This is a genomic window from Enterobacter sp. CC120223-11, from assembly GCF_900215375.1.
Lineage (GTDB): Bacteria > Pseudomonadota > Gammaproteobacteria > Enterobacterales > Enterobacteriaceae > Scandinavium.
In genome coordinates this window covers 1-16,643 of the sequence record NZ_OBEF01000002.1, presented here as the reverse complement: position 1 = coordinate 16,643, position 16,643 = coordinate 1, and the positions used below count along the sequence as shown (strand labels likewise).

The 16,643-nt window shown below is 55.1% G+C and carries 15 protein-coding genes, 2 tRNA genes and 1 rRNA gene; 7 read left to right on the top strand and 11 right to left on the bottom strand.

Annotation, left to right across the window (positions count from 1 at the left end; genetic code table 11):
• Positions 1 to 58: 58 nt before the first annotated feature.
• The 3 genes from CRO87_RS02330 (at position 59) to CRO87_RS02320 (ending at position 3,345) form a co-directional block, all read left to right on the top strand.
• The gene (locus CRO87_RS02330; protein ID WP_097161321.1) at positions 59 to 1,525 is read left to right on the top strand and encodes an NCS1 family nucleobase:cation symporter-1; all 1,467 of its coding nucleotides are present in this window, start codon (positions 59 to 61) and stop codon (positions 1,523 to 1,525) included.
• 90 nt (positions 1,526 to 1,615) lie between these two features.
• Positions 1,616 to 2,140: a rhodanese family protein gene (locus tag CRO87_RS02325; RefSeq protein WP_097161320.1), complete on the top strand. Its 525-nt coding sequence runs from the start codon at positions 1,616 to 1,618 to the stop codon at positions 2,138 to 2,140.
• A gap of 74 nt (positions 2,141 to 2,214) precedes the next feature.
• Positions 2,215 to 3,345, top strand: coding sequence for an MFS transporter (locus CRO87_RS02320; RefSeq protein WP_097161319.1), 1,131 nt, complete (start codon positions 2,215 to 2,217; stop codon positions 3,343 to 3,345).
• On the opposite strand, the gene CRO87_RS22830 is transcribed toward CRO87_RS02320, so the two are convergent.
• From CRO87_RS22830 to dnaQ, 4 genes are all read right to left on the bottom strand, one after another.
• Positions 3,329 to 5,338 (bottom strand): MipA/OmpV family protein, encoded by a 2,010-nt coding sequence (locus tag CRO87_RS22830; protein WP_255252471.1) that lies wholly within the window; start codon positions 5,336 to 5,338, stop codon positions 3,329 to 3,331. The genes CRO87_RS02320 and CRO87_RS22830 overlap by 17 nt on opposite strands.
• Before the next feature lie 2 nt (positions 5,339 to 5,340).
• A complete protein-coding gene (locus tag CRO87_RS02305) occupies positions 5,341 to 6,612 on the bottom strand; it encodes an MASE1 domain-containing protein (protein ID WP_097161318.1) in 1,272 nt (423 codons plus the stop codon).
• Between the two features lie 220 nt (positions 6,613 to 6,832).
• Positions 6,833 to 6,909 (bottom strand) — tRNA-Asp (locus tag CRO87_RS02300).
• A 128-nt stretch (positions 6,910 to 7,037) separates the two neighbouring features.
• Entirely contained in the window at positions 7,038 to 7,769 is a 732-nt protein-coding gene (gene dnaQ / locus CRO87_RS02295; protein ID WP_097161317.1) for a DNA polymerase III subunit epsilon, read from the bottom strand.
• A 62-nt stretch (positions 7,770 to 7,831) separates the two neighbouring features.
• On the opposite strand from dnaQ, the gene rnhA reads away from it, so the two are divergent.
• Entirely contained in the window at positions 7,832 to 8,299 is a 468-nt protein-coding gene (gene rnhA / locus CRO87_RS02290; RefSeq protein WP_097161316.1) for a ribonuclease HI, read from the top strand.
• Here the strand turns inward: rnhA and CRO87_RS02285 are convergent.
• Positions 8,296 to 9,018 carry a class I SAM-dependent methyltransferase gene (locus tag CRO87_RS02285; RefSeq protein ID WP_097161315.1) on the bottom strand — a complete coding sequence of 241 codons (723 nt, stop codon included), beginning with the start codon at positions 9,016 to 9,018 and terminating at the stop codon, positions 8,296 to 8,298. The two genes, rnhA and CRO87_RS02285, sit on opposite strands and share 4 nt — an antisense overlap.
• Before the next feature lie 33 nt (positions 9,019 to 9,051).
• Here CRO87_RS02285 and gloB point away from each other — a divergent pair, with 33 nt between their 5' ends.
• Positions 9,052 to 9,807 carry a hydroxyacylglutathione hydrolase gene (gloB, locus tag CRO87_RS02280; RefSeq protein ID WP_097161314.1) on the top strand — a complete coding sequence of 252 codons (756 nt, stop codon included), beginning with the start codon at positions 9,052 to 9,054 and terminating at the stop codon, positions 9,805 to 9,807.
• Positions 9,808 to 9,879: 72 nt separating this feature from the next.
• Positions 9,880 to 11,244, top strand: coding sequence for a murein transglycosylase D (gene mltD, locus CRO87_RS02275; RefSeq protein WP_097161313.1), 1,365 nt, complete (start codon positions 9,880 to 9,882; stop codon positions 11,242 to 11,244).
• Between the two features lie 48 nt (positions 11,245 to 11,292).
• Here the strand turns inward: mltD and CRO87_RS02270 are convergent, their stop codons facing one another.
• The 3 genes from CRO87_RS02270 to CRO87_RS02260 form a co-directional block, all read right to left on the bottom strand.
• Positions 11,293 to 12,063 (bottom strand): class I SAM-dependent methyltransferase, encoded by a 771-nt coding sequence (locus tag CRO87_RS02270; RefSeq protein WP_097161312.1) that lies wholly within the window; start codon positions 12,061 to 12,063, stop codon positions 11,293 to 11,295.
• 83 nt (positions 12,064 to 12,146) lie between these two features.
• Entirely contained in the window at positions 12,147 to 12,947 is an 801-nt protein-coding gene (locus CRO87_RS02265; protein ID WP_097161311.1) for an endonuclease/exonuclease/phosphatase family protein, read from the bottom strand.
• Between the two features lie 134 nt (positions 12,948 to 13,081).
• Entirely contained in the window at positions 13,082 to 14,257 is a 1,176-nt protein-coding gene (locus CRO87_RS02260) for an MFS transporter (protein WP_097161310.1), read from the bottom strand.
• Positions 14,258 to 14,362: 105 nt separating this feature from the next.
• Here CRO87_RS02260 and yafC point away from each other — a divergent pair, with 105 nt between their 5' ends.
• Positions 14,363 to 15,271 carry a DNA-binding transcriptional regulator YafC gene (gene yafC, locus CRO87_RS02255; protein ID WP_097161309.1) on the top strand — a complete coding sequence of 303 codons (909 nt, stop codon included), beginning with the start codon at positions 14,363 to 14,365 and terminating at the stop codon, positions 15,269 to 15,271.
• Positions 15,272 to 15,286: 15 nt separating this feature from the next.
• Here the strand turns inward: yafC and dkgB are convergent, their stop codons facing one another.
• From dkgB to rrf, 3 genes are all read right to left on the bottom strand, one after another.
• Positions 15,287 to 16,090: a 2,5-didehydrogluconate reductase DkgB gene (gene dkgB / locus CRO87_RS02250; RefSeq protein WP_097161308.1), complete on the bottom strand. Its 804-nt coding sequence runs from the start codon at positions 16,088 to 16,090 to the stop codon at positions 15,287 to 15,289.
• A gap of 161 nt (positions 16,091 to 16,251) precedes the next feature.
• Positions 16,252 to 16,328, bottom strand: a tRNA-Asp gene (locus CRO87_RS02245).
• A gap of 54 nt (positions 16,329 to 16,382) precedes the next feature.
• Positions 16,383 to 16,498 (bottom strand): 5S ribosomal RNA (gene rrf / locus CRO87_RS02240).
• Positions 16,499 to 16,643: the final 145 nt, after the last annotated feature.

Here is a 16,643-nt window from a genome sequence, read left to right as displayed (position 1 = left end):
TGGTTCCTGCAACGTTCGTTACAGACATCACGTATCTGTTTTCAGAGGAGCAGATCTCATGCCAAACCCGCAAGCGAACTACAAACCGGGCTACAGCCCAAGACTGACCAACAACGATCTGGCGCCTACGCGCCAGCAGAGCTGGTCGTGGTACAACATTTTTTCGTTCTGGATGTCCGACGTACACAGCATGGGCGGCTACGTGGTGGCCGCGAGCTTCTTTACCCTTGGGTTAGCCAGCTGGCAGGTGCTGCTGTGCCTGCTGGCGGGCATCTGTATTGTGCAACTGTGCGCCAACCTGGTGGCGAAACCGAGCCAGATGGCGGGCGTGCCCTATGCCGTCATTAGCCGCCAGGCCTTTGGCGTGTTTGGCGCGAACATTCCGGCGATTATTCGCGGTCTGATCGCCTTCGCCTGGTACGGCATTCAGACTTACCTGGCGGCAAACGCGCTGATGCTGGTAGGCCTGAAGTTCTGGCCTTCCCTGGCGACTTTGACCACCGGGCACTTCCTGGGGCTGTCGCACCTCGGCTGGATCTGCTTTGGCATTATGTGGGTGCTTCAGGCCATGGTGTTCTGGCACGGGATGAGCGCCATTAAGCGCTTTATTGATATCGCCGGGCCGGCGGTCTACGTGGTGATGATGGCGCTGGCGGGCTGGATTTTGTATCAGACCGGTTTCGACGGCATCTCCTTTACCCTCGCCAGCAAGCAACTCAGCACCGGGGAACAAACCTGGCAGATGATCACCGCCACCGCGCTGGTGGTCTCCTACTTCTCTGGCCCGCTGCTCAACTTTGGCGACTTTTCGCGCTACGGTAAAAACATGCAGGAGATCCGCCGCGGCAACCGCTGGGGCCTGCCGTTCAACTTCCTGCTGTTCTCCATTGTGACGGTGATTATTGTCTCCGGCTCGCAGTCGCTGTTTGGCCGCATGATAACCGACCCGATTGAAACCGTGAGCCACGTCGGCAACAGCGTGGCGATGGCAATTGGCCTGCTGACGATGATCACCGCCACCATCGGGATCAACATCGTCGCCAACTTTGTCTCTCCGGCGTTTGATTTCTCCAACTGTTCGCCGCAGCGGATTAGCTTCCGCACCGGCGGGATGATTGCCGCCGTGGGCTCCGTGCTTTTGACACCGTGGAACCTGTTCCAGTCGCCGGAGCTGATTCACTACACCCTCGACGTGCTGGGATCGTTTATCGGGCCGCTGTTCGGCATTCTGCTGGCGGATTTCTATCTGATTAAGCGTGGGAAAGTGGTGGTCGATGACCTGTTCACCGTCTCCCCACAGGGACGCTACTGGTACAAAAATGGCTTCAACCCGAAAGCCATTGCCGCGCTGGTGCCTTCTGTGGCGGTCGGCCTGGTGCTGAGCTTTATTCCTGCTCTGCACGAGGTGGCTAACTTCAGCTGGTTTATTGGCGCGTTCCTGAGCGCAGGCTGCTACCGCTGGATTGCCCGCCACGAGCGTGAAGGCGTGACACAATTTGCAGGCGTGGAGACGGCAAAGGAATAATTACTGACCGCCCGGCTGGTACCTGTCACAGGTTCGATGAAATAAGGTAGGATTGCCCCTCATACCAGCCGGGCAAACACAGGGAGCACGATGACCATTTCAACCATTTCCCCCGCAGAGGCGAAAACGCTGCTGGCGCAGGGAGCCGCCTTGATCGACATCCGTGAAGCCGACGAGCATGCGCGCGAAAACATTGCCGAGGCTCACCTCCTCTCACTTTCCGCCATCGAAAAAGGTGAGCGGTTAGGGCCGTTTGATCCCTTCGACACCGTCATTTTCTACTGCCAGTCCGGCAACCGCACGACGCAGAATGCGCAGAAGCTGGCTGATGCAGTCGCGCCTGCGAAAGTCCTGCTGCTGGAAGGCGGACTGAACGGCTGGAAAAAAATCGGCCAGCAAATTAAGGCGGATAAATCGGCCCCGCTGCCCATTATGCGCCAAGTGCAGATTGTTGCGGGGCTGCTTATTTTACTGGGAACCGTGCTGGGCTTTGGCGTACATCAGGGCTTCTTTTTGCTGTCAGGGTTTGTAGGCGCGGGCCTGCTGTTCGCCGGGATCAGCGGATTTTGCGGAATGGCGCGACTGCTCGCCGTGATGCCGTGGAATCGACGCTAATCGACTGGACACGCAATCCAGGCGGCATCTAACCTGAACTAAGGCAACTATCCCTCAGGGCAGGCAGAAAGCTTATGATTTTCACCCCCCGGTTTATGGCGGTTATCTCTTCCGTGGTGCTGTTTGGCCTGACCTATGGGCTGAGTTCGCCGCTCATCGCCCTAAAGCTGCTGGATGCCGGGATGTCGGAGAGCGCCATTGGCGTGAATGCCGCCATGCATGCCGTGGGCGTTTTCGCCGTGGCTCCCTTTTTGCCCGTGCTGTTTCGCCGCTTTTCACCGACGTTTCTCATCACTTTATCCCTGAGCGGCCTTGCCGTTCTGTTCCTGCTGTTTGCGGTCCTGCCGCTGCCCTACTGGTTTCTACTCCGTCTGGGGCTTGGCATCTTCAGTGAAATTATTATGGTGCAGACGGAAACCTGGCTGAATGGCACGACGGTCGAGCAGGCCAGAGGAAAGGTGCTGGCCATCTACACAGCGGGCATGTCGCTCGGGTTCGCTGCAGGCCCGTTGATCATCGTGGGGGCCGGGAGCGGGGGTAATCTGGCGTTTTACATTACCTCCGCACTCGCCTGCTTCGCCGCGCTGTTAGTGATGAAAACCGGAATGCCCCGTGCCGACGATCATGACGCCCCGCCGCTGGGCCTGCGTGCCAGCCTGAACCTGGCCCTTCTCCCCATTCTTGCCACTCTCCTGAACGCCGCGGTGGAAGTGCTGGGGATGAATTTCCTGTCGCTGTACGCCATGAAGCTTGGCTGGAGCGAACCGGCCTCGGCGCTGCTGATTGCCGTGCTGATGTTCGGGGCCATCGTCCTGCAGCTGCCCATCGGCTGGCTTGCCGATAAGGTCAATCGCCCGGCGCTGATGCGTACCCTCGCATTTGTTGCCGCTGCGCTGGCCTTCGTCTGGCCTGCGCTGCTGGCGTTTCATCTGCTGGCCTATGTGATGCTGTTTCTTTGGGGAGGAATTTTCGTCGGCATTTATACCGTCGCCATTACCTGGGTAGGCGAGCGCTTCAAAGGGGCGCAGCTGACGGGGATCTACGCGGCGATGTCCGTCGCATGGGGCCTTGGCGCGCTGGCAGGCCCGCTGCTGGGCGGCGTGGTCATGACTTTCTCACGCCACGGATTGCCCTGGATAACCGGGCTCCTGTGCCTGCTGTTCGCCCTGCTGAGCATGCATCGCCGCTTTAAAATCCGTAGCTGAACCCAAGCGTCAGCTCGGCGATGGCGTCTTTGTTGATCATCGGGCTGTCCGTTATCGTGGAAGAGTAAAAGCGCCCGGTCATCTCCGCCCAGGTATTCAGGCCGTTGTGCCAGTCATAGTTTGCCGCCAGGGACACAAAGGGGATCATGCTCGCATGAGGACGCCAGGCCGATAAGCCTGAACGGGAGGCTTCCTCTTCAGAGATGCCATAGTAATAGCGATTCTGCTGGCTGTTGTTCCAGTCTACGCCCGCAATGGGCAGCACCGTCAGCCCGCCCCACTGCTTCATCAGGATCCAGGAAAAATTAGCCGTGACGCCCTGGCTCTGGTTGAGCGTATCGACGCCCACCGTCGTCTGGAAGCCGCCGACAGGTGTGGTCCGGAGGTAGCTTGCGCCTGCAAGCATTGTGCTGTGGCGGTTATTGAGTTTACGCAGCGCGGCGGTGCGGCCTTCGGAGGCGTCGTACTGTACGTCCAGATACCAGACTTTGAGCTTGAGCGAGTTCACCTCGTCATCCACCAGCTTGTAGCCCATTTCCGTGCCGTCGATATAGAACTGCTGATAGTCATAACCGATATAGGGCAGCACCCAGTTTTCCGCCCGGCGATCGTCGTAAGGCGTGCCGTAACTGCCGCCTTCGAGCCCAAGCGCTACGGCGGCGGCCGGGTGCGGCATGAGCGCGGCAATCAGCCCCACCGCCAGCAACCCACTGAAGATAGTTCGCCGGATAAACGACAGGATCGAAATCCTGGCAGGGTGAACAATGGCGTGCAGCGTCCGCGTGTAGTCCAGCAGGAGCCCTGGCGTCCAGGCCATGGTGGTGGCCCGCTTACGGATTTGCGCGGCTATCCACAGCTCTGGAATGAAGAACAGTCGCAGAAACCCGCCCCAGGAGCAGCGCTCGCGCAGGACGCCGTCCAGGGCAGCTTCAAGCGCATAAGCCACGCTGCTGGAGCAATTTCGCCAGGTCAGATTGTAGGTTTCCGTCTGTCGGTAACGGGCCCAGAAGCTCTGAAGCGACTCGGCATTAAAGGTTGAGAAGAGTATTTTGCGATCCGACTCGCACCAGTTTTTCGCCTCGGTGAAATAGTCGGGCTGGAACGTCCCGGCCACGGTGTTTGCCTCCACCGCTTTTAACGTATTGAAAAACTCCGAAGGTGAGCGATCGATATCCGCCGCCGGGTAGAGACTGATATACAGCGATGGCGATAACTCCAGGGCCGCATGCCCTGTGGAAATCACCCCGTGGGCATCGACTGCGGCGATGTAGCGGTTAATCACCGGACGCGGCAGCGTCTCTTCTTCCGCCGATCCTTCCGGCGTCCAGACGTGCACAACCAGCGGACCGCTACCCATGATGGTGGTGGATACCGGGGGCGTTACCGGGCGTGTCTCGAGCAGATCGTCCGGGGCCAGAATGTCAAAGACAGAGCGGCCCTGCTTTATCCGAAACATGCGTACGGACAGCCGCACCCACTGAATGCCACCGACGATCAGCACCATACCAATGAACTGGGAGACGGTGCCATCATGCTGGGTAGGAAACGGCAAAAACAGGAAAATGGCGAACACCAGCTGTAAAAAACCCGACAGCAGTGAGAACTGCCAGTGCTTAAAGCGCACCACGATGGCCGAGGCAATCACAAACAGCCCGGTGATGAAGTACGCCATGCCGAAGATAATCGCCAGCACCAGATTCCCGCTGTGTTGCCCCGACAAAATCAGCAACGCGATGAGCAGAAACAACCCACCTTTGAAGCAGAACACGCCGCGCTGTGTCCCTGTCGCCGCTGAGCCCATCAGCAGCGACACTATGCTGTCGGCCAGCAGCAGCAGGCCAAAGATATGCAGGGGAAAATGCCGTTCCCCCTGCAAACCATCCACAAAAATCGATGCCCCGAGCCCACCCCATAGCAGCCCCACCAGCAGCAATACCGGCGCCGCCTTCCTGACAAATGAGGCTCCCGCCAGCAAAAAAGCGATCTGTAGCATAATCAGCCCTCTCCCTTTGATGCGGCGTGGAGTAAACCGGAATGTTCCTCCACCCAGAAACCGACAATGACTGTCGAACCAGCCCCGACCACCGGAAGCGTGGTGATTTCAGCCATCGCCACGGGCCGTCGGCCCGCCAGGTGAAGCATAAAGGGGAAGCGTTCCTCAACGGCGTGCGCCTCAAGCACTGACTGCCAGCGTCGCTGTAGCTGCACTTTTTGGGCCTCGTCCGGAATATGCTCCAGCAGTCCTTCCCGCGAAGTGATTGCCGCCAGTTCAGCACTGAGCGGGGAGCTGGCATGGGGGTTCCAGACTATCTGCCCGTTCTCAGGATTTAGCGTGTAGGCGATATCCTGACTCGCTCCGCTGCGCCTGTCGCTTTTCCCCACGCTCTTTTGCGCGCGGATAAAGATAATCAACAACGCAGCACCGGACAGGTAGCACTGCGCCAGAATGATAGATTCTTCGGTGCTCAGCCTGGCGAGGTAAAACGGCCCGGTTTCATGCCAGGAAGCGCCGACCACCACGGCGCTGAAGGCGATAAAGGCTATCGAACCCAGCCTGGCGTTGCACACCACCGCCGTCACCATCATCAGAATCAGAGGAAGGCAGGCCAGCGTGTAGGTCAGCGCGATATTCTGATGGTTGTCAGGTGTTCTGGCGAAAATCAGCAGGGTGGAAATCAGTACGGCCAGCAGCAACAGAAGGGAAAGCGCGAGTGGAACCGTGCGCTGAGGAATCTGAGCACTCACCAGCCCAACCAGCGCCGGGGTAACAAAAAGCGTACCGGTGACGTTGGCGCTCCACCAAATCCAGAGGCCTTTCAGCCAGGGGGTTCCGTTCAGCAACGAAAGCCAACTCACGCCTGAAATGGCTCCCACGGCGCTGACCAGCAGAGTGGCGGCAATCCACGTCACGACTTTATTGAGATCGTCACGCCCCCGCGAGAAGCGACGCACAATCCAGGCAATTGCCCAGTCGTTAAGAAGCGAGATGAACGCAGTCCCCAGTGAAACGGCAATAACGTGATGAAACGTGACGTCCAGCAGCAACCTGGCGATAAACAAGGTGATAAAAAGCCAGATCCAGCTCGCCCGGGGAGAGATCAGAAAAGCGCTGACCGCGACGCCAGCAGGCAGCCAGATAAAGGCAATGCGGCTGCCGGGATCGTCCAGCGTTAGGGAGAGGTAGCCCAGCACATAATAGAGCACGCCCCACCCCGGTAAGGTGAGCACCCAGGCTCGTTGCCGGGTGTTTAAGACATCCACTCGCATAGGCAGGCTCCCGGCATCAAAAGCGAACGGGCAAAAGTAAGCGGTTTCGCCATCTTATTATGGCGTAGACCCGGAGTTTGGCGAGGCAGAAAAACGGGGCTGGCCGTCAGCGATAAAAAAAGTTTAAGGTTTTATGCGCGCAGTACGTGCGGAGGAATAAAGAATGGGAGTGAAAAACGACAAAGGCCTGAATCATTGCTGATTCAGGCCTTCTGAATAGTGGCGGAACGGACGGGACTCGAACCCGCGACCCCCTGCGTGACAGGCAGGTATTCTAACCGACTGAACTACCGCTCCACTGTTCCCTTGGGAACGAGGCGAATATTACGGATACCCCGCTCCGCCGTCAACGCTTTTTCTCACGTTTTGAATCGTTTGCTGCAAAAATCACCCATGCGCTTCTTTTCAGCGCATGTTTGCCGCTATCAGGCGCGCCAGAGGCAGCTTCCACCTTTCTTTTGCACCAAATCCAGACGCGATTCGTGTGCCGCCAGCTCTTCATCGGTGGCGGAAATCACCCTCAGCTGGCTTGCTGCACGAACAACACGCTGAATGCCGGCATCGCCCGCCCGCTGACTGTTGTCGCCGTCCATTGCAAAGCTTAGAGACGTTTGCCCACCGGTCATCAGCAAATAGACATCGGCCAGAATTTGGCTATCGAGTAATGCGCCGTGCAACGTACGTTTGCTGTTGTCGATTTCATAGCGGGAACATAACGCATCGAGGCTGTTACGCTTGCCCGGGAACATTTTACGCGCCAGCGCCAGGCTATCGGTGACCTTACAGAAGGTGTTCGTTTTGGCAATGCCACGGTTTAGCTTGCCGAATTCATAGTCCATAAAGCCGATATCGAACGAGGCATTATGGATGACGAGCTCGGCGCCTTTGATGTAGTCGATAAACTCATCAGCGATGTCGGCAAAGGTGGGTTTGTCCAACAGAAACTCATCGGCTATACCGTGAACGCCGAAAGCTTCCGGATCGACCAGACGATCGGGCTTCAGATAGACGTGGAAGTTGTTACCCGTTAAACGACGGTTGATCACTTCAACCGCCCCGATCTCGATGATCTTGTGCCCTTCATAGTGCGCACCGATCTGATTCATACCGGTGGTTTCCGTATCGAGGACGATCTGTCGGGTAATTGCAGTGCTCATATCGTTCATTTATGTCAGACTTGTCGCTTACGTCGAATTTAATTACAGGAAGTCTACCAGAGATGCTTAAGCAGGTAGAAATTTTCACCGATGGTTCTTGCCTCGGTAACCCGGGACCCGGCGGCTATGGCGCCATTTTACGCTACGGTCAGCATGAAAAAACCTTTAACGAAGGCTACCGCCTGACCACCAACAACCGGATGGAGTTGATGGCGGCTATCGTGGCGCTCGAAGCGCTGAGAGAGCACTGCGAAGTGGTGCTGAGCACCGACAGCCAGTACGTGCGTCAGGGCATCACGCAGTGGATCCATAACTGGAAAAAACGCGGCTGGAAAACGGCGGATAAGAAACCGGTGAAAAATGTCGACCTATGGCAACGTCTGGACACCGCGCTCGGCGGCCACAAAATTCGTTGGGAGTGGGTCAAAGGCCACGCGGGCCATCCGGAGAACGAGCGTTGTGATGAGCTTGCCCGCGCCGCAGCAATGAGCCCGACGCAGGAAGACACGGGCTACAAGCCGGAGAGCTAATCCTGCGGCTTACGGTACTGCCTTGTTGCGCCCACAGCCGGACGCAGCTGCGTTTTCGCTTTGCTCTGGCGCATTGGGTTGAGCGTTAACGGCACCGTTCTTTTGCGCGCAACAATCACTTGTAAACACCCCAGAGCCGGGAGATGCGTGCTCAGAATGCGTCCGCCCTGACGCGTCCAGGGCAGGACCTGGAAACGACCCTGGTGCAGCACTTCAAAATTAAGCAGCGCCAGCCAGTCCAGCTGACGCGTCAGGCTAAACATGCGGCTATTATAAGGCGTGCGGTTACGCAGAATCGGCACCATTTTGCGCAGGCCCATCAGGCTCATAGGGTTGAAGGCCGTCACGATCAGCCAGCCGTCGTCAATCAATACGCGATCGGCTTCACGCAGCAGACGGTGTGGGTCTGAACACCAGGGCAATGTGTGCGCCAGTAAGCAGGCGTCGACTGATTTTTCCGCAAAGGGTAGCCAGAGCGGATCCGCTTTCACCTGCATCGGGCTACCGTCCAGCGAGACATTAACCTGATGCGAGATAGCGCACGCATCGGTATTGATTTCCGCGCTCAAATTGCCAATCTTCAGCAGATGAAATCCATAAAGTTTTGCCAACCACGGCTTGAGCTGTTGTTCCAGCGCTTCACGGTAGTATTCTCCCCAGGGCATTTCCGCCCAGTGGACCGGGGCCGTGGCTTTCAGAGGTATCCTTGCCGGTTTCATCACACCTTCCGCGACAGTAATGAGAGGTAATTTATGAATCTTAACAGTATTCCTGCATTTCAGGACAACTACATCTGGGTTCTGAGTCAGGACGATGGTCGCTGCCTGATTGTCGATCCGGGTGAAGCCGCTCCGGTTCTTGCCGCTATCGCCAAAAACCAATGGCGACCGGAAGCCATTTTGCTGACGCATCACCACAACGATCACGTTGGCGGCGTGAAAGAACTGGTGGAAAAATTCCCGGGTCTTGTGGTGTATGGCCCTGACGAGACGCAACATAAAGGGGTGACAAGCATCGTTAAGGAAGGCGATCTTATCGATGTTTTGGGATGCGAATTTTCTGTAATTGCGACGCCAGGCCACACGCTCGGCCACATCTGTTTCTTTAGCGATCCTTATCTGTTTTGCGGCGATACGCTTTTCTCCGGCGGTTGCGGACGTCTGTTTGAAGGCACTGCCGAGCAAATGTATCAGTCACTTAAGAAATTAGACGCGCTTCCTGGCCATACCCTGGTATGTTGCGCGCACGAGTACACATTAGCCAATATGAAGTTTGCAATGAGCATCTTACCCCAGGATCGGGCGATAAATGATTATTACAGTGAAGTTAAGGAGTTACGTGCCAAAAACCAAATGACACTACCCGTAATTCTGAAAAACGAACGCAATAACAATGTATTTTTACGAACAAATGATATTGATTTAATTGAAGAAATTAACAAAGAAACAAATTTGCAACAACCTGAGCAGCGATTTGCATGGTTACGGTCAAAGAAAGATAACTTCTGAGTCTTCAGGGTTGCCTTTTTAAAATTTCGCCATTATGATTGCTCGTCTTTTAAGCAACTATTGACCACACACATGAAGGCACGAGCGATATTACTCGCCTCTGTCCTGCTGGTGGGTTGCCAGGCCAATCGAGATGGTAACGTTCAGCAGCACGCACAGAGCCTTTCTGCGGCTAGTCAAGGGGAAGCAGGAAAGTTTGCAAGTCAAGCGCGATGGATGGATGACGGAACGTTTTATGCGCAGGATCAGGACTTGTGGGCTTTCATTGGCGACGAGCTGAAGATGGGAATTCCGGAGAACACCCGGATTCGCGAACAGAAACAGAAGTATTTACGTAATAAGAGCTATCTCCACGATGTAACTTTACGGGCAGAGCCGTATATGTACTGGATAGCAGGGCAAGTTAAGAAACGCAACATGCCCATGGAACTGGTACTACTACCCATAGTGGAGAGCGCTTTTGACCCCCATGCAACGTCTGGCGCCAATGCCGCAGGCATCTGGCAGATCATTCCGAGCACAGGGCGCAATTATGGTTTAAAACAGACCCGAGCGTATGACGCGCGTCGCGATTTGGTTGCCTCTACAACGGCAGCTCTCGATATGATGCAGCGTCTGAACAAGATGTTTGATGGCGACTGGTTGTTAACTGTCGCAGCATATAACAGCGGTGAAGGCCGGGTCATGAAGGCAGTGAAAGCAAACAGATCGCGTGGGAAACCTACCGATTTCTGGTCGCTCTCTCTGCCTCAGGAAACGAAGATTTACGTACCTAAAATGCTGGCATTGAGTGATATTCTCAAGAACAGCAAGCGCTATGGCGTTCAACTGCCGACGGCAGATGAAAGTCGTGCACTGGCTCGCGTTCGACTGGATAACCCGGTTGACGTGAAGCAGGTCGCAGACATGGCAGGTATTTCGGTAACAAAGCTGAAGGCGTTTAATGCAGGCGTGAAGGGTTCTACCCTTGGAGCCAACGGACCAAAGTATGTGATGGTGCCGCAAAAGCATGCCGATCAGCTGCGTGAGTCTCTGGCGTCCGGCGAAATTGCTGCCGTTCAGTCGACTCTGGTGGCCGATAATATGCCAATGCCCAGCCGTAGCTATAAGGTTCGTTCAGGTGACACCCTTTCGGGTATCGCGGCACGCTTAGGCGTAACGTCGAAGGATTTGCAGCAGTGGAATTCACTGCGCGGAGCACACCTGAAAGTCGGTCAAAACCTGACCGTCGGCGCGGGGAGTAGCGCAAGCCGTCTGGCGAACAACAGCGGTAGCATTACCTATCGCGTTCGCAAGGGGGATTCGCTGTCGAGCATCGCTAAGCGTCACGGCGTCAACATCAACGATGTTGTCCGCTGGAACAACGATACCGACAATCTGCGACCGGGCGATCAGCTGACGCTGTATGTTAAAAACAGCGACAGACCCGATTCCTGACAATCTGTTTAACGAAAAAGGCACCGGTTTCCCCGGTGCCTTTTTTATTTACTTCGCTTTATGGGCTTCGACCATCAACGTATCGCTGGAGAACGAGCCGTCATCCTGCAATTCGAAGTAGGTCTTCACTTCCTGCGAGGCACTCTCCTGATACAGACGGATCGCGGTACACAGTGCCTCAGGCGTTCTCATACGCGTTACCCAGGAGCTGAACTCCAGCGACAAACGATCGGCAATCAGACTATCGGTCACCAGCCCTGACTCGTTGATCATAGAGAACCATTCCCCGCTGGAGTAATTACGCACGTGCGAGGTGTCACGCAGGGCTTCGACTGTCTGCAGCCAGATATCCCGCAGCGGGTGCCCCGGAGACATGATATCCATCATGATGAAGATGCCGCCCGGCTTCAGTACGCGTTTAACTTCCCGCAGCGCTTGCCCGACATCATGCCAGTGGTGAGCTGAATAGCGGCTGATGACCACGTCATAAGCGGCATCATCAAAAGGCAAAATTTCAGCATAGCCCTGAGCCGTGATGATGTTGTTTAAGCCTTTGTCTTTCGCAGCCTGTTTCACCACATCCAGCATCTGTGCGGATAAGTCGTAAGCCGTCACGCTTGCTACGTTAGCGGCCGCCACAAAACTGGCGTGCCCTGCTCCGCATCCCAAATCGAGTACACGGGCCTCAGGATATGCGCTCAGCCGCTCGCCCAGTCGCTGTAAATCACGACCGGAAGCATGTACGGCACTGGTTAAATAAGCGCTCGCCTGGGAGCCAAACTGTTTCTCGACGTTATTGTGGTGAGTTTGCGTTGTCATTGTGTTGTCCTTCGGTTGGTTGAATGAATAAAGGGCAGCACCTTACGTGCACAGGTCTGCCCCACGGCAGACCTGACTTACCTTTATCGCTCAGGTTTGCCGGGACTGAATTCCACTAGTAGCGGATTGTGATCGGATGCGCTTGTCACCAGAACGGAGGCTTCATGCACATTCAGACCACGGTAGAACACAAAATCGAGAGGGCGACCAAACGCACGGCGGCGCTGATCGTCGGTGAAGCGGACTTCACGCAGCGACATTTCGCGCGCAAAGCGGTACAGCGCATTCATGCGTGGACGGCTCCAGGCGTTAAAATCGCCTGCCATGATAATGGGGCCGCTATGATGCGCGATCTGATCACCTATAGGTAACAGCTGCTTGCTGTAAACATCTACGCCGAGGCTAAAATTGACAGCATGAATATTGACGACCATCAGCAGGCGCGTATCAGGCAAGGGATAAACCGTCACCAGCGCTGATTTCGCCAGTCGCAGAATGGGTTCACGTTCACGCAGTGGACAGCAGTAAACCGGATGCGCAGAAGAAAGCGTCATTACGCCAGAGGGATTTTGCGGCAAGACAAAAGCAGGCACCTGATCGGCGGCCAGGTAGTTGGTTGTGGCGAACCTTACCAGTTCAGGCGTTGTTTGCGCTTCCTGTAAGAGAACCAGATGCGCATCTTTGCCAAAATTCTTCAGAACCGACTGCCATTCGGCCCGCTTCTGCTTGAAAATGTTCCACACCAGAACGCGAATTTTCTCTTCACTGCTCAGCGGTTCCCCTGCCGGCAGCGCCTTGCCAATAGTTGCGAACGAGCCGGGAGGCAAAATCCTCTCGGCCGGTTGTCCGGCAACATAACGCATGGCATAGGTATTTTTTCGCACGTTCGGTTTCTGACCTCTATAACAGAAAACCACGCCGCCATCACGGAGTGGTTCTTCTGTTATAGGGATTTTTGCTTACGGTTTCAACGCCATTTTTCAGAAAGATAGTTGCTACTCTGTAAGCAAATGCGGACTCAGCCGAGCGCCACCCTGGCCGGTTTATCGAGGCGACCGCTGATGCCAATCAGCAGGAAAGCCACCATCACAATCACCGCGCCAATCCACGGCGTCTGTGCCAGACCGTAATGCTCAACGGTCTGTCCGCCAATGATCGAGCCCAATGCGATACCCACGTTAAAGGCTGCAATATTCAGACCTGATGCCACGTCCACAGCAGACGGTGTATACAGCTCTGCTTTCTGCACGACATACACCTGCAAGCCCGGAACGTTACCGAAGGCGAAGATCCCCATCACCAGCACCGTCGCCAGCGCCGCATACTGTATGGAAGCGGTAAACTGGAAGACCAGCAGCAGGACAACCAGCGCCGCGAAGATGATTTTCAACGCGGGTACGGCTCCGTGTTTATCGGCAAGCTTGCCGCCCCAAATGTTACCAATAGCGACCGAAACACCGTATCCAAGCAGGATCCAGCTCACCGCAGAAGGAGAGAAGCCAGCCAGGTTTTGCATCATCGGCGCGAGGAAGGTAAACGCCGTGAAAACACCACCGTAACCCAGCGCAGTGATCGCATAAATCATCAGTAAACGCGGATGGGTCAGCACCTGAAGCTGTTCGCGAAGCGTTGCCGTAGCGCGCTGCGGAATATTTTTAGGTACGAGGATAGCACTGGCGATCAGCGCAATCACGCCAAGCAGGGAAACGGCCAGGAAGGTTTCACGCCAGCCAAAATGTTGGCCGATGAAAGTCCCCAACGGCACGCCCGTAACCAGCGCGACGGTCAAGCCGCCAAACATGATGGCAATGGCGGATGCCGCTTTCTCTCTCGGCACCAGGCTTGTGGCAATGGTCGAGCCAATTGAGAAGAAGACGCCGTGGGCAAGGCCTGTTAACAGACGGGCGAGCACCAGGGTCCCGTAGCCCGGTGCCTGCCAAGCCAGTAAGTTTCCGGCGGTAAAAAGCACCATCAAAGCCAGCAGCAGCTGTTTACGCGGCATGCTTCCGGTGAGCGCAGTTAATACCGGCGCGCCGATGGCAACACCCAGCGCGTATATGGAAACCAGCAGGCCCGCGGAAGGCAGGGAAACAGAAAGTTGTTCAGCGATGGTAGGAACCAGACCCACAATCACAAACTCGGTCGTGCCAATTGCAAAGGCACTGATCGTCAGGGCAAGTAGCGCCAGTGGCATAATTTACTCCGTATCATTCAGGATTAAGATGACACGCAGTATGCGCCGGTGTTTAAATAACAAAAATGGTCAAAATCTCAATAGAATTTTGCAGGTGAAGCAACAATGAGAGCCACATCCGAAGAAATTGCCATCTTTGTCGCCGTCGTGGAAAGCGGCAGCTTTAGTCGTGCCGCTGAGCAGCTCGGTCAGGCTAATTCTGCCGTTAGTCGTGCGGTGAAAAAGCTGGAATCGAAGCTTGGCGTAAGCCTGTTGAATCGCACAACGCGACAGCTCAGCCTGACGGAAGAAGGTGAACGCTATTTCCGCCGTGTGCAGGGCGTTTTACAGGAGATGGCGGCGGCAGAGAACGAACTGATGGAGGCCCGACACACGCCACGAGGGCTGCTACGCATCGATGCTGCGACTCCTGTAGTCCTGCATTATCTGATGCCGCTGATCAAACCTTTCCGGGAGCGCTATCCCGAAATTGCGCTGTCACTGGTTTCCTCTGAGACGTTTATCAACCTGATAGAGCGTAAAGTGGATGTGGCTATCCGCGTGGGAACCTTAGCCGATTCAAGCCTTCGCGCCCGCCCTCTTTTCAGCAGCCTGAGGAAGATCATCGCTTCACCAGACTACATTGCCCGCCACGGCAAACCTGAATCGGTTGAAGATCTGAAACATCACGTCTGTATGGGGTTTACTGAGCCTGTGTCACTGAACATGTGGCCGGTCTCATGCTGTGACGGGCAGCTGCATGAAATTCAGTGTGGGATTTCATCCAACAGTGGGGAGACGCTCAAGCAACTCTGTCTGCAAGGGAATGGCATAGCTTGCCTGTCAGACTTTATGGTCGATAGTGAGATTGCCAGAGGGGAGTTTGTTGAACTGTTGGCAGATAAACGGCTACCGGTCGAAATGCCTTTCAGCGCCGTCTATTACAGCGATCGTGCCGTGAGTACGCGGATCCGCGCCTTTATTGATTTTCTGAGCGAGCATGAAGCTCAGCGCAAAAGTGAAACAGGGGCATAAATGCCCCTGTTTTGATTAGTCCCACTCTGGCGCGAGGCCTTCCGGGCTCACCAGGCGATCATTACAGTCAAGTGCCGCAATCACCGCCCTGTCAGCATCGTCCAGAGTCAGTTTCTGAGCTTCAAGGTTACTCGCCAGGTTTTCCCGCTTCGTAGAGGACGGAATCACCGCATAGCCTTCACCCATTGCCCACGCAAGAATGACCTGTGCTGGCGTAGTGTTATGCTTCTCAGCAATCTGGTTAATGACCTTATCCTGCAGCGCTTTACCGTAAGCCAGCGTCATATACGAAGTGATATGAATGCCGTGCTGTTTCGCCCACTCAACCACTTTCCGATTTTGCAGATAAGGAGAGAGTTCTATCTGATTGGTTGCAATGTTTTCCGCACCAACCGCTGCAATGGCTTTTTCCATCAGCGGAATAGTGAAGTTCGAAATACCAATCGCCTTAGTTAACCCGCTCTTTTTCGCTTCCAGCAGTGCCTGCATAAATTCTTCAACAGAAACAGCATCTTTAGGCGATGGCCAGTGGATCAGAGTGAGATCGACGTAATCTGTACGCAGCTTTTTCAGGCTCTCTTTCAGGCTCGGGATCAGAGCCTCTTTGCTAAGGTTTTCCGTCCAGATTTTGGTGGTGATAAATAATTCGCTACGCGGGATGCCACTTTCAGCAATGGCCTGACCAACTGCGGCTTCATTGTCATAGATCTGTGCGGTATCAACAGCACGGTAGCCCAGCTCCAGCGCCGTTTTAACTGATGCGATAACCACGTCATCTTTGAGACGGAACGTACCTAAACCAAATGCAGGGATTGTCATATTTTCCTCATTAAGGAGTTTGTTTGTCTAATCAGAGGATTATCGCGAGCGCGGGGTGGAGGAAAAAGAGTAAAAAATACAGAGGATTTTTGCGATTCTGGCAATAATAAGTTCAGCGAAAAAGAAAAAGCCCTGAGCAGATGCTCAGGGCTTTCAATAAGTGGCGGAACGGACGGGACTCGAACCCGCGACCCCCTGCGTGACAGGCAGGTATTCTAACCGACTGAACTACCGCTCCACCGAATTTCTTTGTCACTACCCGGATTCTCATCCCGGTTTACTGCAATTTGATGCCTGGCAGTTCCCTACTCTCGCATGGGGAGACCCCACACTACCATCGGCGCTACGGCGTTTCACTTCTGAGTTCGGCATGGGGTCAGGTGGGACCACCGCGCTGTTGCCGCCAGGCAAATTCTGTTTTCAACATGCACGTCTTACTCTGTGCACATCGATTAATCTGTTATCAGGCTGAAAATGTGTCTGTCTCTCACGCCAAAACAGCTTCGGCGTTGTAAGGTTAAGCCTCACGGTTCATTAGTATCGGTTAGCTCAA

Bases quoted from the DNA above. Each gene is read 5' to 3' on its own strand.
- CRO87_RS02270 (WP_097161312.1), bottom strand. From the start codon at position 12,063: ATGACAACGCAAACTCACCACAATAACGTCGAGAAACAGTTTGGCTCC.
- dnaQ (WP_097161317.1), bottom strand. From the start codon at position 7,769: ATGAGCACTGCAATTACCCGACAGATCGTCCTCGATACGGAAACCACC.
- CRO87_RS02320 (WP_097161319.1), top strand. From the start codon at position 2,215: ATGATTTTCACCCCCCGGTTTATGGCGGTTATCTCTTCCGTGGTGCTG.
- gloB (WP_097161314.1), top strand. From the start codon at position 9,052: ATGAATCTTAACAGTATTCCTGCATTTCAGGACAACTACATCTGGGTT.
- CRO87_RS02305 (WP_097161318.1), bottom strand. From the start codon at position 6,612: ATGCGAGTGGATGTCTTAAACACCCGGCAACGAGCCTGGGTGCTCACC.
- mltD (WP_097161313.1), top strand. From the start codon at position 9,880: ATGAAGGCACGAGCGATATTACTCGCCTCTGTCCTGCTGGTGGGTTGC.
- dkgB (WP_097161308.1), bottom strand. From the start codon at position 16,090: ATGACAATCCCTGCATTTGGTTTAGGTACGTTCCGTCTCAAAGATGAC.
- rnhA (WP_097161316.1), top strand. From the start codon at position 7,832: ATGCTTAAGCAGGTAGAAATTTTCACCGATGGTTCTTGCCTCGGTAAC.
- CRO87_RS02325 (WP_097161320.1), top strand. From the start codon at position 1,616: ATGACCATTTCAACCATTTCCCCCGCAGAGGCGAAAACGCTGCTGGCG.
- CRO87_RS22830 (WP_255252471.1), bottom strand. From the start codon at position 5,338: ATGCTACAGATCGCTTTTTTGCTGGCGGGAGCCTCATTTGTCAGGAAG.
- CRO87_RS02260 (WP_097161310.1), bottom strand. From the start codon at position 14,257: ATGCCACTGGCGCTACTTGCCCTGACGATCAGTGCCTTTGCAATTGGC.
- CRO87_RS02285 (WP_097161315.1), bottom strand. From the start codon at position 9,018: ATGAAACCGGCAAGGATACCTCTGAAAGCCACGGCCCCGGTCCACTGG.
- yafC (WP_097161309.1), top strand. From the start codon at position 14,363: ATGAGAGCCACATCCGAAGAAATTGCCATCTTTGTCGCCGTCGTGGAA.
- CRO87_RS02330 (WP_097161321.1), top strand. From the start codon at position 59: ATGCCAAACCCGCAAGCGAACTACAAACCGGGCTACAGCCCAAGACTG.